General features: G+C 60.7%; 20 protein-coding genes. 17 read left to right on the plus strand and 3 right to left on the minus strand.

The window, feature by feature from the left end; genetic code table 11:
* Window positions 1-51 precede the first annotated feature (51 nt).
* Genes tssC through OSJ75_RS12225 form a run of 11 tightly spaced genes read left to right on the plus strand, consistent with a single transcriptional unit; the run spans window position 52 to window position 15413 of the window.
* On the plus strand, window positions 52-1446 hold the full coding sequence (gene tssC / locus OSJ75_RS12175) for a type VI secretion system contractile sheath large subunit (protein ID WP_267228246.1): 1395 nt from the start codon (window positions 52-54) through the stop codon (window positions 1444-1446).
* Window positions 1443-2270: a type VI secretion system accessory protein TagJ gene (locus OSJ75_RS12180; RefSeq protein ID WP_267228247.1), complete on the plus strand. Its 828-nt coding sequence runs from the start codon at window positions 1443-1445 to the stop codon at window positions 2268-2270. The genes tssC and OSJ75_RS12180 overlap by 4 nt, the downstream gene beginning before the upstream one ends.
* On the plus strand, window positions 2263-2772 hold the full coding sequence (gene tssE, locus OSJ75_RS12185) for a type VI secretion system baseplate subunit TssE (protein WP_267228248.1): 510 nt from the start codon (window positions 2263-2265) through the stop codon (window positions 2770-2772). Before OSJ75_RS12180 ends, tssE begins: the two co-directional genes overlap by 8 nt.
* Window positions 2765-4546 carry a type VI secretion system baseplate subunit TssF gene (gene tssF, locus OSJ75_RS12190; RefSeq protein WP_267228249.1) on the plus strand — a complete coding sequence of 594 codons (1782 nt, stop codon included), beginning with the start codon at window positions 2765-2767 and terminating at the stop codon, window positions 4544-4546. Before tssE ends, tssF begins: the two co-directional genes overlap by 8 nt.
* Before the next feature lie 19 nt (window positions 4547-4565).
* Entirely contained in the window at window positions 4566-5567 is a 1002-nt protein-coding gene (gene tssG / locus OSJ75_RS12195; RefSeq protein ID WP_267228250.1) for a type VI secretion system baseplate subunit TssG, read from the plus strand.
* A 2-nt stretch (window positions 5568-5569) separates the two neighbouring features.
* Window positions 5570-6772 (plus strand): FHA domain-containing protein, encoded by a 1203-nt coding sequence (locus OSJ75_RS12200; RefSeq protein WP_267228251.1) that lies wholly within the window; start codon window positions 5570-5572, stop codon window positions 6770-6772.
* Window positions 6769-8109, plus strand: coding sequence for a type VI secretion system baseplate subunit TssK (gene tssK, locus OSJ75_RS12205; RefSeq protein WP_250017369.1), 1341 nt, complete (start codon window positions 6769-6771; stop codon window positions 8107-8109). Before OSJ75_RS12200 ends, tssK begins: the two co-directional genes overlap by 4 nt.
* 13 nt (window positions 8110-8122) lie before the next feature.
* Window positions 8123-9625 (plus strand): type VI secretion system protein TssL, long form, encoded by a 1503-nt coding sequence (gene tssL / locus OSJ75_RS12210; RefSeq protein ID WP_267228252.1) that lies wholly within the window; start codon window positions 8123-8125, stop codon window positions 9623-9625.
* Window positions 9622-13113, plus strand: a complete 3492-nt coding sequence (gene tssM / locus OSJ75_RS12215; protein ID WP_267228253.1) for a type VI secretion system membrane subunit TssM — start codon at window positions 9622-9624, stop codon at window positions 13111-13113. The genes tssL and tssM overlap by 4 nt, the downstream gene beginning before the upstream one ends.
* Window positions 13114-13137: 24 nt before the next feature.
* Entirely contained in the window at window positions 13138-14481 is a 1344-nt protein-coding gene (tagF, locus tag OSJ75_RS12220; protein WP_267228255.1) for a type VI secretion system-associated protein TagF, read from the plus strand.
* Window positions 14478-15413 carry a protein kinase domain-containing protein gene (locus tag OSJ75_RS12225; protein ID WP_267228257.1) on the plus strand — a complete coding sequence of 312 codons (936 nt, stop codon included), beginning with the start codon at window positions 14478-14480 and terminating at the stop codon, window positions 15411-15413. The genes tagF and OSJ75_RS12225 overlap by 4 nt, the downstream gene beginning before the upstream one ends.
* Here the strand turns inward: OSJ75_RS12225 and OSJ75_RS12230 are convergent.
* Window positions 15405-16547 (minus strand): polysaccharide biosynthesis/export family protein, encoded by a 1143-nt coding sequence (locus tag OSJ75_RS12230; RefSeq protein ID WP_267228258.1) that lies wholly within the window; start codon window positions 16545-16547, stop codon window positions 15405-15407. The genes OSJ75_RS12225 and OSJ75_RS12230 overlap by 9 nt on opposite strands.
* A 309-nt stretch (window positions 16548-16856) precedes the next feature.
* Between OSJ75_RS12230 and OSJ75_RS12235 the strand changes: the two genes are divergently transcribed.
* From OSJ75_RS12235 to OSJ75_RS12250, 4 genes are all read left to right on the plus strand, one after another.
* Entirely contained in the window at window positions 16857-17447 is a 591-nt protein-coding gene (locus OSJ75_RS12235; RefSeq protein ID WP_267228259.1) for a TetR/AcrR family transcriptional regulator, read from the plus strand.
* Between the two features lie 73 nt (window positions 17448-17520).
* On the plus strand, window positions 17521-18717 hold the full coding sequence (locus OSJ75_RS12240; RefSeq protein ID WP_250017394.1) for an efflux RND transporter periplasmic adaptor subunit: 1197 nt from the start codon (window positions 17521-17523) through the stop codon (window positions 18715-18717).
* Window positions 18718-18729: 12 nt separating this feature from the next.
* Window positions 18730-21870: an efflux RND transporter permease subunit gene (locus tag OSJ75_RS12245; RefSeq protein ID WP_267228261.1), complete on the plus strand. Its 3141-nt coding sequence runs from the start codon at window positions 18730-18732 to the stop codon at window positions 21868-21870.
* Window positions 21871-21875: 5 nt separating this feature from the next.
* A complete protein-coding gene (locus tag OSJ75_RS12250; protein WP_267228262.1) occupies window positions 21876-22331 on the plus strand; it encodes a TetR/AcrR family transcriptional regulator in 456 nt (151 codons plus the stop codon).
* A 67-nt stretch (window positions 22332-22398) separates the two neighbouring features.
* On the opposite strand, the gene OSJ75_RS12255 is transcribed toward OSJ75_RS12250, so the two are convergent.
* On the minus strand, window positions 22399-22689 hold the full coding sequence (locus OSJ75_RS12255) for a hypothetical protein (RefSeq protein WP_250017401.1): 291 nt from the start codon (window positions 22687-22689) through the stop codon (window positions 22399-22401).
* A 144-nt stretch (window positions 22690-22833) separates the two neighbouring features.
* On the minus strand, window positions 22834-23241 hold the full coding sequence (locus OSJ75_RS12260) for a WGR domain-containing protein (RefSeq protein ID WP_267228264.1): 408 nt from the start codon (window positions 23239-23241) through the stop codon (window positions 22834-22836).
* A gap of 47 nt (window positions 23242-23288) precedes the next feature.
* Here OSJ75_RS12260 and OSJ75_RS12265 point away from each other — a divergent pair, with 47 nt between their 5' ends.
* Window positions 23289-23678 (plus strand): antitoxin Xre/MbcA/ParS toxin-binding domain-containing protein, encoded by a 390-nt coding sequence (locus tag OSJ75_RS12265; protein WP_250017405.1) that lies wholly within the window; start codon window positions 23289-23291, stop codon window positions 23676-23678.
* Window positions 23675-24193: an RES family NAD+ phosphorylase gene (locus OSJ75_RS12270; RefSeq protein ID WP_267228265.1), complete on the plus strand. Its 519-nt coding sequence runs from the start codon at window positions 23675-23677 to the stop codon at window positions 24191-24193. The genes OSJ75_RS12265 and OSJ75_RS12270 overlap by 4 nt, the downstream gene beginning before the upstream one ends.
* Window positions 24194-24453: the final 260 nt, after the last annotated feature.

Genomic DNA, 24453 nt, shown 5'->3' on the forward strand with positions numbered 1-24453 from the left:
CACACGCGCGGCCCGGGCCTCGCGTGTGCCCCAACATTCTGTGAACGCGCAATGACGAAGGGTCCGAGCACATCGTGGCGGCGCAGGGCAGATCAGCTCATTGCATTGATCGACGAGGCCCTGAACCGCCAGGTCAACGCTATTTTGCATCATCGCGAATTTCAGGCGATGGAGGCGAGATGGCGTGGCCTTGCAATGCTGGTGCACGCTGCCTCCCGCGGCAGTGACGTCAAGGTCAAGGTCCTGAATATCAGCTGGGCGCATCTTGCGCGCAGCATGGAACGGGCGACCGACTTCGACCAGAGCCATGTCTTCGAACTCGTCTACAGTCACGAATTCGGAATGCCGGGCGGTGAACCCTACGGGCTGCTTGTCGGGGATTACGAACTCTCCCCGACCGGTCACGGCGGTGGCGAAACGGTGAGTGCACTGACGGGACTTGGCATGGTGGCCGCAGCGGCCTTTTGCCCTTTTATCGCCGGTGCCTCGCCGGGCGTGATCGGGCTTGAGAGCTTTCACGATTTGAACCGCGTGCACGATCTGTCGGAATTGGCGGACGATCCGTCACGTATTCGCTGGAACAGCCTGAGGGCGCGGGAAGATTCCCGTTTTCTTGGTCTCGTTGCCCCGCGTGTTCTGGTGCGCGCACCCTACGAGCCATACTCCAGACGGCGCGATGACGGGTTCCCGTTTCGGGAGGACGTATCTGCCGATGGCGATACCCTGCTGTGGTGCAACGGAGCGTTCGCGTTTGCGACCATCGTCATCCGCAACTTTGTCGAATCCGGCTGGTTCGCGGATATTCGCGGGGTCACACAGGATGCCATGGACGGCGGAATCCTCAGTCCGGACGAACTTGCACCCTATGACTTCGGAACGGAAAGCGCGGGCTTGTCGGCGCAGGCCCCGGTCGAAGTCCGGCTGACCAGCGCCCAGGAACAGCAGTTTTGCGACCTCGGGCTTATTCCGGTCGCTACCAGCTATTTATCCGCGCTGGCCATCTTCAACTCAAACCAGTCGCTGCATGCGCCTCGGCATTATTCGAATGAGAACGCCCGCCAGAACGCCCGTCTCGCGGCCATGCTGCAATATGTACTGTGCGCCTCGCGCTTCTCGCATTATCTGAAGGTCATCATGCGCGATGAGGTGGGCAATCTTGCAGATGCCCTTTCAATCGAACGCAAGCTGGAAGACTGGTTGTCGCGCTACACCCTTGGGAACGACGACGCGGACCTGCCGCTGCGCACACGGTTTCCCCTGCGCTCGGCGGGCATCAGCGTCCACGAGATACCAGGCAAGCCAGGGACCTTTTCCTGCACGGTCCGCCTGCAGCCTCATTTCCAGCTCGATGACGTCTCGACCAGTTTTCATCTGATCGCCGAGACAGCCCTGCCGCCAACCGGGCGCAGCGATATCTCACCTGTTTCGCAAAGGATGACCGCATGACGCTTTCCGCCAGCATTGCCAGATTGCTCGCCGACGATGCTTTGACCGATGCGCTTGAAGCTGCCAAGGCGCATCTGAAGACCAATCCCTCGGATAAGGAGGCGCGGCACATCTATATCGATCTCCTGATCGTTCAGGGCGATTACGAGCGTGCCGATGCGCAGAGCGCGCTGGCAACGACACTGACCGGGGAAGACCTTGTCGGTTTTGCGCTCCTGCGCAACCAGCTGCGCGGCATGGCGGCACGGGACGCCTGGTTCACGACAGGGGCCGTTCCGGAATTTCCGCAAGGGCCGAGCGAACTCGACAAGGCGACGCTCAAACTCAATATCGCGCATCGGTCCGCCTTGCGTGAGGAGAGCACTGTCGCGCTCTCCGCGCTGGAACAGGTGCGCGGTGAACGGCCGATGGTATGGAACGGCAAGTCCGTGGCCGATTTTCGCGATCTCGACGATCGTATCCCGCACGCTTTCGAAGTCATCATGTCCGGCGGAGCCTATCTTTGGATCGACTTTGCCAAGATCGCTTCCGTTGCACTCGAGCCGATCGCACGGCCCCGCGATCTTGCCTTCCGGCGCGCTGAACTGGCGCTGATCGACGGAGCTACCGCGTCCGTCCTTTTGCCGGCGATCTACCATGGAAGCAGCGGCGATGAGCGACTGCTCCTTGGGCGGGAGACCAGATGGGTGGACGAGGATACCGGCATAACCACGGGGCGCGGACAACGCTGCTTCCTGGCAGGCGACGATTTCATTTCCTTCCACGAGGCCGAGAATATTGCGGCCGCCGCGTTGCCTGGAGAAAGGAAGGCAGCCAATGGCTGACCCGCTCGACCGCTACAGATCACGCGACCGGGTGCTGTCACGATCGATCCTGGATCGGCTGCTGGACCCCAATCCGGATATGCAGCAGGACGGGCCGTTGAGCCTGGTCGAGCAAGTCAGGGAAATGCGCGAGTCGATCCGGCGGGATCTGGAAGCTCTCTTGAATACACGTCGCTGCCCGACCGCGCCACCAGGCGCCCTGGCAGAGCTCAAGGATGCCCTCGTCTCCTACGGCGTGGACGGCGTAGTCTCGGCCAATCTCGTAACAGATGAATCCAAGCTGCGGCTGGCGCGCGCCATCGAGCGGCGCATCGTCATGTTCGAGACCCGGCTTTCCGACGTGCGGGTGACGATTCTCAAAAGCCGAACCGCGGGCGAGCGGGCGCTGCGCATGCGGATACAGGCAATGTTCCGACTGCATGACGGCATGCCGCCGATAAGTTTCGAATCGACCATAGACCCCTCGACACAGCGGTTCCTCGTGGAGGCAGCCAATGGCTGATGGCTTCCTGCAACGTTATAATGAGGAACTGTCGGCGTTGCGCCGCCGCGCATCGCGGTTTGCCGATGCCTTTCCGAAGATTGCCGGGCGTCTCCGCCTGACCGCCGACGTCGCCGACGATCCGCATGTCGAGCGCCTCATCCAGAGCTTTGCCTATTCGGCCGCGCGTGTCCGGCAGAAACTCGACGACGAGTTCCCCGAACTGACCGATGGACTGCTCGAGACGCTCTACCCGCACTACCTTGCGCCGATCCCCTCAATGAGCATCGTGCGCTTTTCCCCCAGCGAGACGCTCAACTCGGTCCAGACGGTCCCACGCCACACGGAAATACTCGCTGAACCGCTTGCGGGAGAAACCTGCCGGTTCCGCACGACACAGCAGGTCGACGTCGCGCCAGTACAAATCAAGGCCGCGGCACTCACCGGCCAGCCGATCCAGGCGCCGCTGTCGCCCTTTGCGGGTGCTGCGGCGTGCCTGCGAATATCGATCGAACCCCAGAATGGTCGCAGCCTGTCCGAAACAGGTCTGGAGCGGCTGCGTTTTCACATTGCCTCGCCATGGCGGCAGGCGAGCGCTCTTTATGAGCTCCTTGTCAACCATACGCTCGGCATCGCGCTTGCACGTCATAGCGATGACCAGAACCCGGTCTTCCTGCCGGCGGCGAGCCTTTCCCCGGTCGGCTTCGATACCGAGGAAGCGATGCTTCCATATCCGAACGCGAGCTTTGCCGGTTATCGCCTGCTGACTGAATTTTTCACGATGCCGCAGAAGTTCCTTTTCTTCGACATCAACGAACTGCATCGCTGGCGGAGCGAAAAGCTGGAGATATTTGTCTATCTCGATACGGCGGACAGCAAGCTGGAGCGGACCGTTACTGCTCGCGATCTGACGCTTCATGCCACGCCGGTCGTCAATCTCTTCCATCAGGCCTGTGAGCCGGTCCTCATTGATGGAACACACACCGAATATCGTCTGCTTCCGGACTCGCGTCGACAAAAGACGCGAGAGGTCTATGCCGTCGATCGTGTGCTGCTGTCCGGACATGGCAGCGACGAATATTTGTGCCAGCCATTCTTCGGGCGCTCCCAGCGGGGCGGCAGCAGCAAGTCATGTTTCTGGCAGGTCAAGCGCCGCTTCAGCGAGGATGATGGCACATGCGACATCGACATCGCTTTCGTCGACCGGGATCGACATATCATCGGCAAGGTAGACGCGGTGGCAAGCGTGGACGCATTGTGCCTCAATCGCAACCTGCCTGAGCGATTGCCGTTTGGCGGTGGGCATCCATATCTCCAGCTGGCCAACGGAAATGAAGCCGTCGCTTCCGTGGAAGCGCTCTACCCGCCAACGCCTGCCGTACGAACCAATGACCAGAATGGCCGCAACTGGCGTCTGATGTCCCATTTGCTGCTCAATCATCTGTCGATCTTCGACAATGACGGGGCGGCGCTCAAGGATATTCTGTCGCTCTACGCGTTCCGCGACATGCCGGAAACCAGGCAACTCGTGGATGCGATCAGCAAGGTCGAAGCGAAAGCCTCGACGGCGCGTCTCAAGGGCGGGGGCATGGTCCCAGGCACGGACATTCTCATCGAGTTCGATCCCGCTGCAATAGATCGGCCTTCCGCCTTTCTCTTTGGATGCGTGCTCGACCGTTTCTGTGGGCTTTATACCTCGGTCAACAGTTTCACGCGGCTCACCGCGACAATCAAGGGACAGTCGAGGCCTGTCGCGACGTGGCGCGCGCGTGCCGCCGAACGTCCGCTTTTGTGAAGAGGATTTTCACCACCACATGACCTTACCTGCCGACAAGAACCACGACAGCCTTGCTGATCTGCTGGAGCGCGACCCCGGTCGGTTCGAGCCGACGACGGCTTTTCGCGTCGCGCAGGCCGCCGACGAAGGGACGGCGATCACCTCGCCGTTCGGTGTCTCGGCCTCGTCATTGCCTGTAGCCGGGTTTCGGCGCAAGGGCGGCAAGACCACTTTGCGCAGCGTCCTTGGCGGAATTCTTGGACCGCTCGGCTCGCTGCCGCCGGCCTATAACGAACATGTCATGCGGGAGGAACGCAACAAGTCAGGCGCGCTTGCGGCATTCCTCGATATTTTCAGCTCCCGCATGGCGGAGCTCTTTGTGGATGCTTGCGAGAAATACAGGCTTGCCCGCCTCCTGCGCTGGGACGCGGGACGCGGGCGAAATGCGTTCAGCACGGCTCTTTTTTCGCTCATAGGCTTCGGAACGAAGGGAATGAGGGAAAGGAGCGGCCTGGATGACGATGTCCTTTTGCGCTTCAGCGGATTTCTGGCATCGCGGACACGCAACGCCGCAAACCTGAAGGCTTTGTTGAGCGAATACTGCGGCCTGCCTGTCGAGGTTGAACTGTTCCGCGGCCGCTGGCTGTCCGTGCCTGAGGACGAGCGCAGCCAGATGGGACGAACTGCGGCCGTTCAGCTTGGCGTCAATGCAATGGCCGGGACGGCAATTCGCGATTTCAGCAGCAGCTTCCGCCTCGTCCTCGGTCCCCTCGATTATCCAGATTATCTTTCGCTCGCGCCTGGCAGTGCCAATGTGGAAGAGATCTTTGCCTTGACGCGGCTGTTCGTCGGACCTGGCCTCGACTTCGACATTCAGCTCGTTCTGAAAAAGGAACAGGTGCCGTTCTGTCAGCTCGGCCAGACCGGCGATCCGCCGCGACTGGGCTGGAACAGCTGGGCAAGGGTCACGCCGGCGGTCCGGGACAGTGGCGATGCCGTCATCGTTGCTTCACAGCACAATCTGCGAAAGGCGGCATGATCATGCGGCTTGAGCTCAAAAATGCCCAGGAACCGGGAACAGGCAAGGGGGCAATTCAGGGTTGGTATTTCGAGCATGGTCGTCGCACGATCGGCAGATCGAGCAATTGCGACTGGCAGATACCCGACGCACCACGCTCCGTCTCCAAACTTCATTGCACGATCGAACGAGACCGTGAGGGCTTCCTGCTGCGCGACGAAAGTGCCAACGGCACTATCGTCGACGGAGTTGTCGTGCTGGAAGGGGAGACGGCTCGCTTGTCCAGCGGTTCGAAGCTCGAATGCAGTGGATTCGCCTTCCTGGTGCAGATTTTGGGCGAGAACAATCCTGACCTTGGGGACCCCGATCCGCGACTGCCGCTCAGCGATGAGAACCTGACCATTTCGGCTATCCTGTCGGACATAGCGCCGCATGGACAAACGGCAACCGGTATCGTGGGGCGGTTCGCGACCGGCGATGCCACGGACCATCCCATACGCCCAACGCCGAGGGCTGGCATTGAAACGGCGCCTTCGTCCCGCAATGTGGAAATCGGGTGGAACGGGCCGCCCGAGACCGCAGACATGAAACCGATCCTGCCAAGCGACTGGAACGAGAACTTCGACTATGGCAACAAGCTCGAGCATGCGCCGGCGCCGCATGTCTCGATGCCGGCGACAAAGCCCCGCAGGCAAGCGGAAGCCTCAAAGCCATCTTCTCCAACTGCTCCGGTCCTGATCTTCGGCGGCACCCAGGAAGCGCGTCCCGCAGCGGGTTCCGTTCAGGATCTATTGAGGCGTATCGAACCCCTGCTTGAACGATGCGATGAAGCCTCGCGGTCGTGTTTTGCAGTTCTTGATATCGAACCCGGCATGCCGGTCGATACTCCACACCTGCCTTCGGCGAGCCAGGAGGAGATTGTCCTCGCACGGCTTGAAACCCTGCTTGCACGACAATCGGCCCTGAATACCGCCCTGGAGGGGCTGCTCAGGCACGCCAGCCACGCGATGGAGCCGCGCATCGTCGAAGCGCGTGTCGATGCGGAACCAAGGCGATTGCCCTGGCGCACCGATCGATCCTACTGGCAGGCCTATCGCCAGCAGTTTGACAATGATGGCAACGACATCCCCGTGCAGGCGCTCTTCCGCCGGGCAATGCTGCGCGCGCTTGCCATTGCCGGGGATGATGAAGCCGATACCACAGAGAAAGAGAGCCCTATCCGATGAGAAGCGAAAACAGGGTCGCCTGGAGCGAGGGCATGTTTCTTCGCGTTCAGCATTTCCAGCAGGCCGATCGCTGGACGGAGCGATTGGTGCGGATGATGACGCGGGAACTCGCTGCTTACCCTTGGGGCATTGCCGAGATCAGCATCGATCGCAGCGCGCTTGCAATCGGCCAGTTCGCGATCGCCAGTCTGCGCGGGATCTTGCCCGATGGCACGCTTTTCGAAGCGCCGATAGATGCGGATCTGCCGCCGCCGCTGGATCTCGATGAAACGACAAAAAACACCATGATCTATCTTGCCCTTCCGGCCCGGCGCCCCGGCAAGGCAGATGTGGCAATGGCCGGCGGGGCATCCGTCAATGGCGCCCGCGTCATCGCCTCGCACTATGAAGCGCCGGATGCCAATGTCGAAACCGATTTCATGGCGCCTATCGATGTCGGTCGGCTTAGCCTCCGGTATCTGAAGGGCGGAGACGAACTGGCAGGCTACGAGCTCATCGGGCTTGCGCGGGTCATCGAAGTGCGTTCCGACAAGGCCGTCATTCTCGACCCCGACTATATCGCGCCAAGCCTGAACTGTGCTGCGGAACCGCGATTGAACGAACTGATCACCGAATTGCTCGGCATCGTACGTCATCGCGCGCAAGCGATTGCGGATCGTATCGGCGACCCCAGCATTCGCGGCACCGCCGAAGTCGGCGACTATTTTCTGTTGCAGCTGCTTAATCGTGCCGATCCGATGCTGCGCCACATTTCTGCAAATGCAACACGCATGCACCCGATGGCGTTTTACGAACAGTGCATCCAGCTTGCGGGCGAACTCGCCACCTTCACCATGGATTCCAAGCGTGCCAGCGATTTTCCGCCCTATCGGCATGAGGATCTCAAGGGAACGTTTGCCGCCGTCTTCGACGATCTGCGTACATCGCTTTCGGCCGTACTGGAACAGACGGCGGTCGCAATTGAACTCGTTGAGCGCCGGCATGGGGTACGCGTGGGAACGATCAACGACCGCACCCTGCTGAAAGACGCAGGCTTCGTGCTCGCCGTGCGCGCCGAGATGCCTGCCGAAGACGTTCGCCGCAAGCTGCCGGCGCAAATCAAGGTCGGACCCGTCGAGCGTATCGCGGAGCTGGTCAATGTCGCACTGCCGGGCATCCCCGTCCGGCCGCTGCCGGTACTGCCGCGGCAGCTGCCTTACCGTTCCGGAACGCTGTATTTCGAACTCGACACGAAGAACCCGCTTTGGAAGCAGCTCGATACGTCGGGTGCCCTCGCGCTTCATCTCGCCGGCGATTTCCCGGGCATCGAGATGGAACTTTGGGCCTTGAGAGAATGAGGAAGCCAGGCGAATGAGCAAAGGACCAGCCAATCTCTGGCAAGACCTGCCCACGGTCGTTGAATTGACCGAGGAGGGGGTGCGCAAGGACAAATCTGCCCGCAAGATCGCGGAAATGCTCGATGACACGCTGGACGACGGGCCGCTGGGAGAACCTGTCAAGGCAGCGGGCTGGTCGGTCGAGGCCCTCGTGCGCGACTTCCACTTCGGTGGCGACGAAGTACCGACCATTGTCGCCTCCGCAGCACCGTTGCTCAATCTTGCACATATCCTGCGCCACACTGATGAGCAGCCAGACATCGAACAGCTGCGTCGCACCACGATCGATGCAATCGGCCGCTACGAACGCGATCTGGCAGGCGCTCGCATCAGTCCGGAAAGGGCGCGTGCTGCCCATTACGTTGTTTGCGCCACCGTCGACGATGTCGTGCTGAGCAAGCCATGGGGCGTGCGGGCAGGCTGGGCCCGTTCCGGACTTGTCTCCACATTCCACATGGACGTGACCGGCGGCGATCGTGTGTTCGATCTTCTCGACCACTTTCACCAGAGTCCCGGCACCAACAAGGATCTGTTGCTGCTGATCTATCTCTGCCTGTCATTGGCGTTCGAAGGACGAACCCGTGTTTCGCAGCGCGGCCCGCTGGAGCTTGGTCGCGTCCGCGACAGCCTCTACAAGACCTTGCTCGGTCAGTACGGAGTCTTCGAACGCGAGCTTTCGCCCCATTGGCGCGGCGTCTCGGCGCGGCACAAGCCGCTGCACACGGCAGTCGCGCTCTGGACGCTTCTTTCTGGGCTGATCCTGTTCTTTTCGCTCGGTTACCTGTTCTTCACCCTCTCGCTCAATCGCTCCTCGGATGACACTTTCGCGCGACTGGCAAACCTGCCGCCGCGTGAATCTCCGAGCGTCTTCAGGCAGCCTCCTCAACCTGCTGTCGTAGAAGCGCCGCGGGTCGAGACAAAGGTCGAAGAACCGGTGGTACTGGCACCGAAGCCGCCGAGCCGTCTGGAGAATCTGATGGCATTTCTGCAGCCGGAGGTGAACCGCAAGCTGGTGACGCTTTCGGACTCCAACGGCAGGCTTTTGGTCCGCATCAACAATTCCGGCCTCTTTTCGGTGGGAAGCGCCGAGGTCAGCCCGCAATTCCGCGACCTGCTCGAGCGCATCGGCGGCGCTCTTGCCGCCGAAAAGTTCCGTGCGGTAGTCGTCGGCTACACGGACAATGTTCCCATCCGTACCCTGCAATTCCCTTCGAACTGGCATCTGTCGGAAGCGCGCGCCAGCGCGGTCGGCAAGATTCTGTCGGCCTATACGGGACCTGCGGCCATTCTGACCGAAGGGCGCGCCGACAGCAATCCACTGGCGAGCAACGACACGAGCGAAGGGCGGGAAACCAACAGGCGCACTGAAATCCTTGTGCTTACCGATCCGAGCGAAAAACTCGATGCGATCGGCGTCGTGCCTGCCTTGCCGGACAACAGTGCCGACAAACCTCAAGCAGAAGGGGCATTGCCGTGAATCCGCTCAGCTATTTCTATACGCTGCGTTCCTATGTCGATTCCTATGCGGGAATAGTCGGCCGGCGCTTTGTGTCCGTAATCTGGGTGGCGGCGATCTGCGTCGTCATCTGGTTCTACGGCTACCTGATTGGATATGGCGAGTTCAAGCCCCTCGAAAGTTCGCGCAACAGGATAATCACCATCGCCATCGTGCTCGTGGCATGGGCCGCCTATATGGTGGTCTCGACCATTCGCGCGCGTCGTCGTGACAAGGTACTTGTCGACAGTCTCGAGAAAGATGCCGAGGCGGAAGCCGCGGCGAGCCAGACAGCGGAAGTCAGCGAAATCTGCAACAGGCTGAAAGAGGCTCTGGCGCTGTTGCGCCGTGTCACCAAGAAGCGATTTGGCTATGTCTATGAATTGCCCTGGTTCGTGATCTTCGGCGCGCCGGGTTCCGGCAAGACCACGGCCCTGACCAATTCCGGTTTGAAGTTCCCGCTCGGCGACGCGCTTGGCTCCAATTCGGTGCAGGGCATCGGCGGTACGCGAAACTGTAACTGGTGGTTCACCGACGAGGCCATTCTGATTGATACGGCTGGCCGCTACACGACGCAGGACGATCTCAACGGTGCGGCCAAGGCGGGCTGGGAAGGCTTCCTGAAGCTGCTGAAGAAGTATCGCCGTTCCCAACCGATCAACGGTGTTCTGGTAACGCTGTCGATCGGCGACATGCTGACCCGGGACTCAGCTGCGCGGCTTGAGGAGGTGCGTGCGATCCGCCAACGGCTGTCGGAACTCGATGAATTCCTGCAGGCGCGCGTGCCGGTCTATCTCGTGCTGACCAAGGCGGACTTGCTCACCGGTTTCGTCGAATTCTTCGATGGTTTCAGCAAGACCGATCGGGAGCAGGTCTGGGGCACGACTTTTGACCTTGACGAGAGCTACAAGGCGGAAGACCTGCCGGAACGTTACCTGGAAGAATTCGCGCTGCTTCAGGAGCGTGTCGGTGCCATGCTGATCGAACGGTTGCAGCAGGAACCGAGCAGTCATCTCCGCGGACGCATCTTCCGGTTCCCGGCCGAACTCGCCGCCCTGAAAGAAAGGCTGCATGAGGTCCTGGCCGAACTTTGCGCCGGCTCGACATTGGTCGAGTCCCCGCTCGTGCGCGGGGTGTACTTCGTCTCCGGCACGCAAACGGAAGCACAGGCACCAGCCGGACAGCAGGCCGGCGCGCCGCGTTTGCGGCGAAGCTATTTTCTTTCGCGGCTCTTCAAGCAGGTGATCTTCGAAGAAGCCTCGCTCGTTGCACGCGACAAGAGATTGTCGCGCAGGCAGATCCTGTTGCGTCGAACGGCCTATGGTCTGGCGACCCTGCTGTTGGCAATCGTACTGACAAGCTGGACTGCGACCTATTTTCAGAACACCAGCGCCCTGGCCCGGGCCGATGAGCGTATTGCAGCCTATGAGCAGCTGGTTCGAGGCATACCCATTCGCGATGTTTCCGACGCCGATTTCCTGCGTATCCTGCCGGCCCTCGACAATCTGCGCGATGTGGTAACCGGTTTCTCGGAGAATCGCGTCTGGCCCATCAGTTTCGGGCTCGATCAGGAAGGCAAGATCGCCAGCCGTCAGCGCGAGGCCTATCAACGCGCGGCCAACTCGCTGCTTCTGCCCCGCCTCCTCGTTCAGCTCGAGAAGACGATAAATGACAACAGGGATTCCGGTCGGACGTTCGATGCGCTCAAGCTCTACGGAATGCTTGGCGGCCTCGGCCCAATCGACCCGGAGTTCGTTTCGTTGCAGGCGGAAGACATGTTCATGTCGCTCTATCCGGGCGAAGGTCGAGCCGCAGTCCGGCGTGCGCTCGTAAGCCATGTCGACAGCATGGTATCGGGGCCGCTGACAGCGGTTGACCTCGACGCGCCGCTGATTGCCAAGGCACGCGAGATTGCCCGCGACCAAAGTATCGCGGCGCGGGCCTATCACATCTTGAGCAATGAGCGCGAGGCGCGTGCGCTTGCGCCCTGGATACCGGCCGACGCCCTTGGCCCGTTAGGCGAACAGGCATTCGAACGGTCTTCCAAGGCATCATTGCGTGCAGGCATCCCCGGTCTTTTCACCGGTGAAGGCTATCGCACGGTCGTGTTGCCGCATGTCATGGATGCCGCCCGCAAGGCGCTCGACGAGCAGTGGGTGCGTGGCGACCAGCCGGTCGCCGGCAGCATGACGATCGACGCCGTGGCACAGGCAGCGCTTCAGCTCTATTTCAACAATTTCGAGCAGCAATGGTCGGGTATGCTGACGGATATGCGGGTTCGTTCCTCGCAGACATTGGCTGACGCGACCGAGACGGTCCGCGTCCTCGCCAATGATCCCGGTCCCATCGAGGCCGTCGCCCGTGCCATCGTGGGCGCCACGGATCTCCGACCGCAGGGAAGCGCCGAAATTGCCGCTGCCGATAGCGTTCCCCGGGGCGCAATGACGCTTGCGCTCGCGGGCGCGGTGAATGCCCCGGATCCCTTCGGCCGGCTCCGCGAGGCCCTGGACGCTCCGAAATCGGCGGAATCGCAATCAGGCGAAAAGCCGCTCTCTCAGCTTGGCGCACTGCAACCGATCCTGAAGACCATCTATGGCCAGCTCTCCCGCGCCAGCACCTCCACCGCGGAAGTGTCCAAGGTATTTGACGTCGACAGTCAGCTCACGGAGTCGAACCAGGCCCTGCTTGAGGAGACAAGACGATTGCCGGCACCCGTGGATAGCTGGATGGCCGGCATGACCGCTGACATAGGATCGCTGGCCGTCAAGACGGCCCGGCTGCGTCTCGGAAATCTCTGGGCGGTCGATGGCGAGCGCCTGTGTACCAGCATTGTCGTCGGAAGATATCCGTTCGATCGCTCGTCCGCGCGTGATGTGACGATGGCCGATTTCATCCGCCTGTTCGGACCAAGCGGCCTGTTTCACAGCTTCTTCAAGGATCGCCTCGAAGCTTTCATCGATACAAGCACCACGCCATGGAGGTGGCGGGGCACATTTGGAACCGAGGGGATTCCAAGCCAGGCCATCGCCCAGTTCGAGAATGCCGACAAGATCCGGCGTGCCTTCTTTCCTGCGGGCAGCGAAAGCCCGGCGATCTCCATCAACGTCAAGCCGGTTTCTCTCAGTGAATCGGCGGGAGCCGTCATCATGGAAATCGGGGGGGAACGCGTACTTTATAATCACGGCTGGGTGCTGTCCAAATCCATCGCGTGGCCATCGAAAGAGGCTAGCAATGTGTCCTTCATCGCCTTCCAGCCGGGCGGCTTGCAGCAGGCCCTCACCGAAAATGGCGACTGGTCGCCCTTCAGGCTCTTCGACAAGGCCGACATAAGCAGCAGGGGAGACGATCTGTTCCGGGCGCGTTTTGCAAATGGCGGCAACGAGGCGGAATTCGACGTGCAGTTCGGCTCGGTCCTCAACCCATTCCGCCTCAAGGCGATTTCCGATTTCGCATGTCCGGCCCAGTTTTGAGGAGAGCCGAATGAGTGAGCGCATATGATCGATACGCCAGGAACTGAGGTCGACCGTATCGGGTTTTTCGGCAAGGTGCCGACAAATGGCGATTTCATTTCTACCGGCCTCGGTCGCACCGTTCAGACCGAACTCGACAATTGGTTGCAGTCAGGGCTGCGGGCCAGCGAACATGCGCATGGAGCCGAATGGGAACCATTGTTTCGCGCTGCGCCGCCCTGGCGGTTCGTCATCGAGCGCTCGATCTGGGGTCGATCCACCATAGCCGGCGTGCTGCTGCCCAGCACGGATCGCGTCGGACGGAGCTTCCCCCTGGTCATAGCCGCGAAACTTGGCAGCTTCAATGACAATCCCCGTCTGCTCTGCTTCGATGACACCTGGTTTACGGCCGTCGAAGCCCTGGCCGAGACGTCGTCTGCACGAGACTTCGACATTGCCGGTTTCGTCGCCGGTCTGAAGCGCCTCCGCCTGCCGCATGCCAGGCCTGTTCCAAGATATGAGGTCTCGAATGGTGGCGGGCGCGTTTCGATCTGGTGGACGATCGATGTCGATACGCGTCGGGCCATCGGGTTCAAGACCGAGGGCCCACCCCAGGCCGAGCATTTCGTGAAGCTGCTGAACAGGCAAGGCGCAGAGGCTTCTCCATCGGGGCCGGAAACAGCGCCCGATCCCATGCGTACAGCTCAGCCAGCTGCCATGGTTCCTCCCAGCCGGTTTGCAATTGAGAAAAGCTATGCAACCCATGCCGGCACGCGGTTATCCATCAATGCCGATGCCTTGCTGGTCTGCGAAAAGCCGCGCCTGTTTGCGGTGGCGGATGGTGTTGGCGACGGGAGCGGCGCCGTGGATGCAGCCAAAGTCACGACCAACGCGCTTGCCGACGTGTCGCCCCACGATACGCTTGCGGGGATCGTGCAGGACATGAAAGGCAAGCTGGGCCGAGCGCACGGCCTTTTGCAGTCCGTTCGCACAGGATTGTCAAATGCCAGTGTCGTTGCCCTGGCCATGCACCATGATGCGTTCGCCGTGGCATGGGTGGGAAATGCTCGCTGCTACCTTGTCCGCAATGGCACGATGCGGTGCCTTACGCGCGATCACGTCGAGGTGGGGTTGCGATTTGCATTGTCGCGCAGCATTGGTGCGCAACAGCAGCTGATGCCGGACGTTCTTGTCGATACCGTCGAAGCTGGCGACCAATTCCTGCTGTGCAGTGCGGCACTGGCCCGGACGCTCGATGAACGCAGCATCGCCGAGACGCTGCTTGAACATCCCGTCAGCGAAGCGGCGGAAGTTCTCATTCAAAATGGACTGATCGCCAATGCCCGCGACAATCTCAGCGCCATCGTGGTCGGCGTCCGCCCGCAATGAAGCCGGATGAATCGCCCGATCCGTTGCGGACGATTGCCGCCCGCTACTCCGCCTTGTGGCAGGCCCTTAGCCGGGATGGCGATACCCCGCGCGCAGATGACGATGTCCGCTTGCTCGTTGACCGGGTTCGCGATGCCCTGGATCGCCGTCAGGCGCGCATCGAAAACGGGGATGTGACATTCATCGCCAATTCGTTCCTGCTGGAACAACTGGTTCACGATGGCTCGACAACGCAGGTCCATCGCATCCGGCACCGCGACCTCGGAAGCCTGCATGCCATGAAGACGCTTCGCTCGTCTGAGGGCGACAACGTTTCGGCAAGGGAACTGCTGCTGCGCGAGGCGCGGCTGGCGACGACGTTCAATCACGGAAATATCCTCGCCCCGCAGATCCTGCTTCGTCTCCCTGACGGGCGCCCGGCGCTCATATCCGACTGGATGCCGTTCACACTTTCCGGTCGCCTGAATGGCGATCCATTGTCGATTGAAGACATACGGGACGCGATGGCAGGCATGGTTTCCGGCCTGCAAGCCATTCACATGGCCGGGCTCGTTCACGCGGACATCGCACCGGACAACCTTCTGCTCAAGGACCGCCAGCTTTCGGGCCTGAAAATCTCCGATTTCGGCATCGCGCTCAAACGAGGGCAGCGGCACGCGGACCTTGAGCTCGCAAGGGCCGGACACGCGGAATTTTCAGCGCCGGAACAGGTCGATGGCGACGTGCTCGATGGCCGAGCCGACCTTTATTCTTGCGGCCGGATATTGCAGCTGCTGATGGCGCGCTGTCCTGTCGATGATGGTGCAACCCGGCAGCTGTCGGCCCTGGCGCGTGATCTGACGGCCCACGATCCGGGAAATCGTCCCCAAACCGCCGCCGCTGTCAGCGAACGGCTGAGGGACATGGATCGAAGCGATCCGCCGTCAATTTGAACCCGCGCCAGGCTGTGGTGCCGCCGCGGTGGGGGCACTTTTCTGGAATACCGTGATCAGCTTCGCGGCATTCACAAGTCCGGCATTGCTTGCATAAAGCATATCGCCATCCTGCATCTGAAATTGCTGCATGAGGGAGAAGTTGGACACATCGCGCAGGTTGACCCGGTAGATCACCGGTTTGGATGCAACAATTGGCGCACCGGGGTTCTTTCCGGCGCTGGCGGCTTGCGTGCCGGAATGCACTGCCTGGTTGCGGAACAGATAGAAATTGCGCGCGTCTGCTCGATCGTCGAGCAAACCGCCAGCCCGACTGAATGCCTGGGCCAGCGTAAGCTTGCCCTTTTCGAACTCGAACTCGCCGGCGCTCTTGAACGCGCCGAGCGCCATGAAACTTGGTGCATCGCCTTCCAGCAGAAGCTGGTCATTGGGCAGCAGGTAGATGTTCTGGCGGTCGTCATTCATGATTCTATCGAGCTGGGTACTCACGCGCTGCTTGCCGCGGATTACCGTCACCGTCGTCCCGGTGGGCGCGCCGGAAGCCCCGCCCGCAAGTGCAATCGCGTCGAGAACGCGCTCCTTGCGGGCTGTCAGCGGAAAGCGTCCGGGCGCACGCACGTCACCATTGACCGTGATGCCGTTCGAGGGCTTTTCAACAACGGTCACCACTGCCTGCGGATTGACGGCTGAACCGCGCAGGCCGCTGACTATACGCGCTTGCAGAGCCTCCGGCGAGGATTCGAGCACGCGCTGCTTGCCTACGAAGGGAAGTGTTACCGAACCGCTCTCGTCGACGGTGAAGCGACCGAGCTTCAGCGTCTTGCTATTGGTAGCGGAGAGAATGCCCTCTTCGCCGGAATCGAGGATCGTCACATCGATGACATCGCCGCGACGGAGCCGGCTGTCGATGTAACCCTGAGTTCGAAGGCGGCTCAGCCCCGTATCGCCGGCAGCATAGGACGTCATGGCTGCGCCCGTCAGTCCGAGCGGTGCATCGGCAAGTTCAAGGACCGGAATCTTCTCGTTCGAATTCGGCAGGGAAGCATTGCGGATATTTGTGGCACTGGGGCCGTCCGAGGGGCTGGCACAGGCGCTGAGCGCAACAAGCAGAATTGTGGGTACCAGCTTCCGCATCGCGAATCCTTTGATGAGACATATGCAACTCTAGTGATACTGACCCGCCACATTTCAAACAACATCACCGGGATGGAAATCATGCGGGCGATGAGCGTTAATCCATAAATTGTGGCCCATCTGCAACTATAGCGCTGTCAAGCGTTGCAGCGGCAAGGACGTCTGTGTCCTGGGAGCTGGCCTCGCCTTAAGGTTGGTGGCGGTGATCCATCACAACCTCGCGAGCAACCGGATTGACGATTGACATATGGAAAGCCCCTAATTAGTTAACCATCCAGTCGGAAATAAAAAGAAGAGCCGAGATTTCGTATGGGCCGCAAGCGCGTCATCGATCAAAAGGACATCCTGGACGCTGCGGAATGCGTGGTCGTGCGGGATGGCGCTGCGCGTCTCACGCTCGATGCCGTTGCCGAGCGGGCCGGCATCAGCAAGGCCAGTGTCGTATACGACTACAAGTCCAAGCAGGCGCTGATCCAGGCCGTCATCGAACGCCGCGTGGCCCACGACAAGGCCTTTATCCAGGAACTGACGGACGGGCTTGGCGACATGCCAAGCGCAATCATGCGCGGTCGCGTTCTCGCGGCGTCCACCCCGCTCCAGGACGATGTGCGCGCCGTTGCGCTCAATCTGTGTTCGGCCCTGGCGCAGGATGCGCAATTGCGATCCGGAATTCAAAAAGAACAGGCGACAATGATCGCCCAAGTCATGGAAACGTCCGCCAGCCCCCGGGGCGCCCTCCTTGCCTATCTGGCGCTGGAAGGCCTCAAGCTCCTCGAATATCTGGACCTTTACAGCTGGCCGGAGGGAGAACGCAGCCGGATCTTGCGTGAAATCAACTGGTTGATCGACGTCAAGCCGGAAGCAGCCGAGAAATTGCCAGAGATAAGGGCCTCCTCCTAGACGTCATCCCAAGCTCCCGAAGCACTTCCTTCCAACGTCATCCTCCCAAGATGAGTATCACGGAAAGCAACCTATGAACGCGACACGATTTGCCTTTGCCTTGTTTCTTCCTCTGCTTGCCGCTGCCTGCAGCGATTCGCAGAGCTCAGCTGAAAAGGCTGCCCCTCCGCCCTCGCCGGTAAGCTTCATTGCGGTGAAGGCGGAGCCCATCCCGATCAACAACGAGCTTCCGGGCCGTATCGCGCCCACGCGCATCGCCGAGGTGCGCCCGCGCGTATCCGGCATCGTCGTGGAGCGCGTCTTCGAACAGGGCAGCCTCGTCAATGAGGGAGACGTGTTGTACCGGATCGACCCTGCACAATTCCAGGTGCAGGTACAGAGTGCGGAAGCCACGCTTCTGCGCGCAAAATCCGTGCAGTTGCAGTCCCGCCAGCAGGCCGACAGGCAGCAATCGTTGAAGTCCAGCAACTTTGCCAGCGCCCAGGCGCTGGATAACGCGGTTGCGGCGGTTGCCCAGGCCGATGCCGATGTGGCGGGCGCCGAAGCCAATCTGGCCGCCGCAAAGCTCAACCTGCAATATGCCGACGTCCGGGCGCCGATCAAAGGGCGAATTGGCCGGGCTCTGATTACGGAAGGCGCGCTCGTCAGTGCCAACAGCACCGAAAATCTCGCGACGATCCAGCAGCTCGATCCGGTCTATGCGGATTTCACCCAATCGTCGAACGAGCTGATCCGCCTGCGCAAGGCGCTTGCGGCGGGCGCCATCGCCAGCGCCGGGGAAGGCGCGGCGCGCGTAAAGCTCAAGCTCGACGACGGCAGCGAATACAAGCATGCCGGCAAGCTGCTGTTTTCCGAAGCGGCCGTGGATGAGACCACGGGGCAAGTGACCCTGCGCGGCGAATTCCCCAATCCCGATGGCGATCTGCTGCCGGGAATGTATGTCCGCGTCGAGATCGAGCAGGGCGTGCAGCAGAATGCCATCGCTGTTCCCCAGCAGGCCATTCAGCGCGACACCGGCGGCAATGCCCAGGTCTATATCGTCGGGGAAAAAGACGTTGCCGAACTCAGGTCGGTTCGCGTCGGCCGTGTCGTCGGCGAGCGCATCATCGTCGATGAAGGTCTTGAGCCCGCAAACCGTGTCATCGTCGAAGGCTTCCAGAAGATAAGGCCCGGCGCCACGGTTGCTCCGTCAGAATGGGTAAAGGGGGGCGCGGCTTCGGTCGAAAACGACCGCTCCAAGACTCCGGCAACAAAGCCACGCCAAGGTTAGAGGCCCGATCCAATGCCACAGTTTTTCATCGAACGGCCCATCTTCGCGTGGGTGGTCGCAATATTCATCATGCTTGCGGGTGCGATCTCGATCCCGTTCCTGCCGATCGCGCAATATCCGGATGTGGCCCCGCCCCAGATATCCGTGGGCACGACATATCCCGGCGCCTCGCCGGAGGACATTTACCAGAGCGTGACCAAGCCGATTGAGGAAGAACTCAACGGCGTCGAAAACCTGCTCTATTTCGAATCGACATCCGATTCTGCGGGCCGCGTCAGCATCAACGCCACCTTCGCACCGGGCACCGAAACGGGCCAGGCCTCCGTGGACGTTCAAAATGCGGTTCGGCGGGTTGAACCGCGACTGCCGCGATCCGTCATCCAGCAAGGTATCCGTGTCGACAAGGCGGGAACGAGCTTCCTGATGCTGGTCGCCCTGAGTTCAAAGGATGGATCCGTCGACGCCGTCGGCCTCGGCGACTATCTCAGCCGCAACGTGCTCAGTGAGATCAGGCGCATCGACGGTGTCGGCAATGCCCAGCTTTTCGCCACCCAGCGCGCCATGCGTGTCTGGATCGATCCCGACAAGATGCTCGGCCTGAACTTGACGGCCGACGACATAACGCAGGCCGTCACCGCGCAGAATGCACAGGTAGCCGCCGGCCGTATCGGCGCGCAGCCCAACCCGATCACCCAGCAGATATCGGCTACGGTTCTCGTACGCGGTCAGTTGACCTCGGCCGAAGAATTCGGCGCGATCGTGCTACGTGCCAATCCGGATGGCTCGTCCGTCCGCCTGCGCGACGTTGCGCGGATAGAAGTCGGCGCAGAAAACTATACGTTCTCCACGCGCCTCAACGGCCAGCCCAGCGCGGCAATCGGCGTGCAGCTTTCCCCCACGGGCAATGCACTCGCCACCGCGACCGCCGTCCGTGACAAGATGGAGGAGCTTTCTCGATATTTTCCGGCAAACCTCGAATATTCCATTCCGTATGACACTTCGCCCTTCGTCGAAGTTTCCATCGAAAAGGTTATCCACACGCTGCTCGAAGCCATCGCCCTCGTCTTCGTGGTGATGTTCCTGTTCCTGCAGAATTTTCGCTATACGGTCATTCCCACGCTGGTCGTGCCGGTGGCGCTGTTCGGGACCTGCGCGGTCATGCTGGCGACGGGATTCTCGATCAACGTGCTGACGATGTTCGCCATGGTCCTTGCCATCGGCATTCTCGTGGACGACGCCATCGTCGTCGTCGAAAACGTCGAGCGGATCATGGCCCAGGAGGGGTTGCCACCGAAGGAAGCCACCAGGAAGGCAATGAAACAGATCAGCGGCGCCATTATCGGCATCACGCTGGTGCTGACGGCAGTGTTCGTGCCAATGGCGTTCTTCCCCGGCGCCGTCGGCGTGATCTACAAGCAGTTCAGCCTGACGATGGTCGTGTCGATCCTGTTCTCCGGTTTCCTGGCCCTGTCGCTGACACCGGCGCTTTGCGCCACCTTCCTCAGGCCGATCCCCAAGGGCCACCATGAAAAGAAAGGCTTCTTCGGCTGGTTCAATCGCGGCTTCGATCGCACATCGCACAAATACTCGTCCACGGTCGGCTGGCTGATCGGCCGTTCCGGGCGCTTCATGATCATCTATCTGGCGCTGCTGGTGGGGCTTGGCTGGACGTTCATCCAGTTGCCCTCCGCGTTCCTGCCCAACGAGGATCAGGGCTTCGTGGTCGTCGACATGCAGACGCCAGCCGAATCGAGTTCCAACCGAACCCGCACTCTCATCGAACAGGCGGAGTCCATCTTCAAGAAGGAACCGGCTGTCGATCGCATGGTGATGATCAGCGGCTTCAGCTTCTCCGGCGCCGGCGACAATGCCGGCCTTGCCTTCGTCACCTTCAAGGACTGGAGCGAGCGCGATGCGGACAATACCGCTGCTGCAATCGCGGGTCGGGCCAACGGCACGTTGTCCCAGATTAAGGATGCCATTGCCTTCGCCTTGTCGCCGCCTCCAATCCAGGGGCTCGGCAACTCCAATGGCTTCACCTTCCGTCTTCAGGATCGTGCCGGGCAGGGCACTGCCGCCCTCCTTGCCGCCCAGGAACAGCTTCTGGCGGAAGGGGCGAAAAGCAGCATCGTCACCGGGCTGCGCGTCGAAGGCATGCCTTCGGCGGCGCAGGTCAACCTCGTCATCGACCGGGAGAAGGCCAATACGTTCGGCATCACCTTCGCCGACATCAACTCGACGATATCGACCAGCCTCGGCTCGTCCTATGTCAACGACTTTCCCAATGCCGGCCGCATGCAGCGCGTGACCGTCCAGGCGGATGGCAGCAATCGCATGAAGACCGAGGATCTCCTCAAGCTCAATGTGCGCAATGCCAATGGCGGCATGGTCCCCCTGTCGGCATTCGCCAGCGTCGAATGGTCGAAAGGCGCGTCTCAACTTGTCGGCTATAATGGCTATCCGGCCGTGCGTATCGGCGGGCAGGCGGCTCCGGGCTATTCCTCCGGCGCGGCCATCGCCGAAATGGAACGTCTCGCGGCAGACCTGCCGCCAGGCTTCGGCTATGAATGGACCGGCCAGTCGCTCCAGGAAATCCAGTCCGGCTCGCAGGCGCCATTCCTGATCGCGCTCAGCATCATCTTCGTCTTCCTGCTGCTCGCGGCGCTTTACGAAAGCTGGTCCATTCCGATCTCGGTCATCATGGTCGTTCCGCTCGGCGTTATCGGCGCGGTGGCGGCGGTGATGCTGCGCGATATGCCCAATGACGTCTACTTCAAGGTAGGCCTCATCGCCATCATCGGCCTGTCGGCAAAGAACGCCATCCTGATCATCGAGTTTGCCAAGGACCTGCGTGCGGAAGGCAAGTCCCTGATGGAAGCAACCATCGAGGCATCGCATCTGCGTTTCCGGCCGATCATCATGACGTCGCTGGCTTTCACGCTCGGTGTCGTGCCGCTGGCGATTGCATCCGGCGCAAGTGCCGCCAGTCAGAATGCGATCGGCACCGGCGTGCTCGGCGGCATGATCTCCGCAACGATCCTCGCCATTTTCTTCGTGCCGGTATTCTTCGTCTTCGTGATGAAGCTGTTTGGCGACGGCAAGGAGAAAAAAGCACATCCGGCATCGGCTGAAGCACCAGCGCCGGCAGAGTAGAGACGATGGCGGCATCTGCTCACGAAAAGCGCAAGGCTCCCAAGTGGCGAACGCTCAAAGGCAATATTCGCCAGGAGAAGCTGTTTTGCGCCGCGCTGTGCGTTGCACTGGAACAAGGCTTCGGCCATGTCACCCTTGCATCTGTCGCCAGAAAGGCCGGCATCAGCAAGGGAGGCTTGCTTCATCACTTTTCGACGAAAGGTGATCTCATTGCGGGGATGTTGAAATACTATAGTGAAAATCCAAGAATAACCGCAGACATGACCATCGACCCGCTCGCCGCGACAGCGTTGATCGCTGCCGCGGAGAGCCCGGCGCTGTTGTCGCCGCTCATGGACTATCTGGATGGCGAAGCGTCCCGGGCCAATTCGATTTCCATGTCGGACAGTTCGCAAAATTACGCCGAAAGGATGCGAACGCTCATAAGGATGCTGCACCTCAAACCGACGGCGCCTCTCTGAACATGCCGGGTTCGACCCTGGCATGTTCAGAACCGACGCTCTCAACCATTCTACAACGGCACGGGAATCAATCACCTCGGCCAGGGTAATCCGCCCAGATCTCCGTGCCGATCGGCACCATATGCTTCGACAGCCCGGGGCCCAGCATGAGCGGAATGCTGCCCGGATCAGGTGGAGACAGCATTTCAAAGCCGCCGACGACGGTGCGCAGTTCCGTCGCGTCGGGCAGTTTCAGGATGAGAGGCATGCCGATTTCCAGCCGCCATTTGCCGGCCCGGGGAACGCCGGGCCCAACGACGACCGAGCTTCTGCCCGCCAACTCGAAAACGACTTCTACGATGGATAATAGTCTGATCACTCTACGCCCTCGGCCGTAACGGGGTCGTTCTATCGCGGAGACCTGACCGCCGTTCTGGCCAGATTATGCTGAAATCATTGATAAAGGCCAGCAACTGCGGGTTTGGAAGCCCTTTCCGTGGCTTTTCGGTCGAAATGCCATTGGTCAATCCAAGGTTCGGTAACCGCGCCTGCATTTGGCCCTGAACAGCTGGGTGAAACGGGCCTGCGCATCGTCTTCGCCAGCAAATGTCTGGATCTTCACCTGGCCAGCCGAGCCGATACGTCCCCAGTTGCGCATCAATGATACCTCGCCAAACAGGTTTTGCTGGATCGACAGGTGATAGAAGCGGCGCATATTGTGCTCCGGTTCTATGCGCTGCATGTAGGTCTGGAATGGCGGCTGTTGTGACATGGCGGAATCTTCGCCGGCACGAGCCCGGAAATCCAACGACTTTTTTGAATCGATTGGCCGCCATTGATTCATCCGCGTGATGAATGGCGAGGCCCGCGAGGGAATGTTTCGCCACCCGGGCATTTGCTCGAAGCATTGCAGTTTGCTAGACGATGCCATATATTATGCGAGTAAAATATGGTTGAAGATATGACAAGGTGATGCCGATGGCCGAGGCGATGAAAATTCCGATCGAGAACGAGTCCCTGGTTCTGTCCTATATGGATCGGGCTGGAAAGATTGCAATCAGCCGGCTGGCGGACGGATTTGGCATGTCCAAGACCCAGCTTGCCGAGACGGCGGGGCTTGCACGCGAGACGCTCTATCGCGTGGAGCGGAGCGGTGCGCCGAAGACGCAGGGGCGCTTGCGCGAAATGCTGGAGATCATCAGCCGGGTCACGGAATGGGCGGGCGGCAAGGAGCAGGCGATGGCCTGGTATCGTGCCCAGCCCTTGCCGGCATTTGGCGGGCGAACTGCCGAGTCGCTGGTGAAGGAAGGCAAGGCCGCGGCCGTCCGCGACTATCTCGACCACATGGCTCTTGGCGGATTTGCGTGAGATATGTAGGGACGTGCTATCGGGCACATGATCCGCGATGGGCGTTCAAGCCGATATCGGGCGATGGCGCGGCGATCAGGGGAGCGCGGTTCAACCCGAAGGGCGTGCCGGCGCTTTATCTGGGCCTCGGTATCATGACGGCGGTCAAGGAGGCCAATCAGGGCTTTGCGCACCGGATAGACCCCTGCGTGCTGTGCTCCTACGAAGTGGATTGCGAGAATGTCGCGGACCTTGCGACGGAGCAGGGAAGGGCCGAGCATTCGGTCGATCTTGGCGAGATGGCTTGCGGATGGGCAATGGCCCTTGCGCGCGGCGAGCGCCCCGCCTCATGGTCGATATATGACCGTCTCAAGGCCAGCGGCATTGCCGGCATACTCGTGCCAAGTTTCGCGCCCGGCGCCGAGGAAGACGACACGAACCTCGTGCTCTGGCGGTGGGGGCAGGATCTGCCCCACAAGGTAACCGTGTTCGATCCGAGCGGCCGCCTTCCGAAGGACCAATTGTCCTGGCGCTAGGCTTCGACCATCTGCGAGATTTCAATCACTGGCTACCAACCTTCCTGCAATCAACCCAACCCCTCATCCTGAGCCCTCATGGTGAGTTTGTCGAACCACGAAGGGCGCGGCAAGGTTTGTGCAATCCCTTTTTTGGGAAGCTGCAAAAACATCGTGCGTGCTTCGACAAGCTCAGCATGAGGGAAAATTATTGATGGCGGAAGTGGAGGGAGCCAAGGTTTGAAAACCTCGCAAAACTACCGCCTTGCAAATAAACCAAA

Origin of the sequence: Phyllobacterium sp. 0TCS1.6A (assembly GCF_026420825.1) — a bacterium.
In the GTDB taxonomy this organism is placed as follows: Bacteria; Pseudomonadota; Alphaproteobacteria; order Rhizobiales; family Rhizobiaceae; genus Phyllobacterium.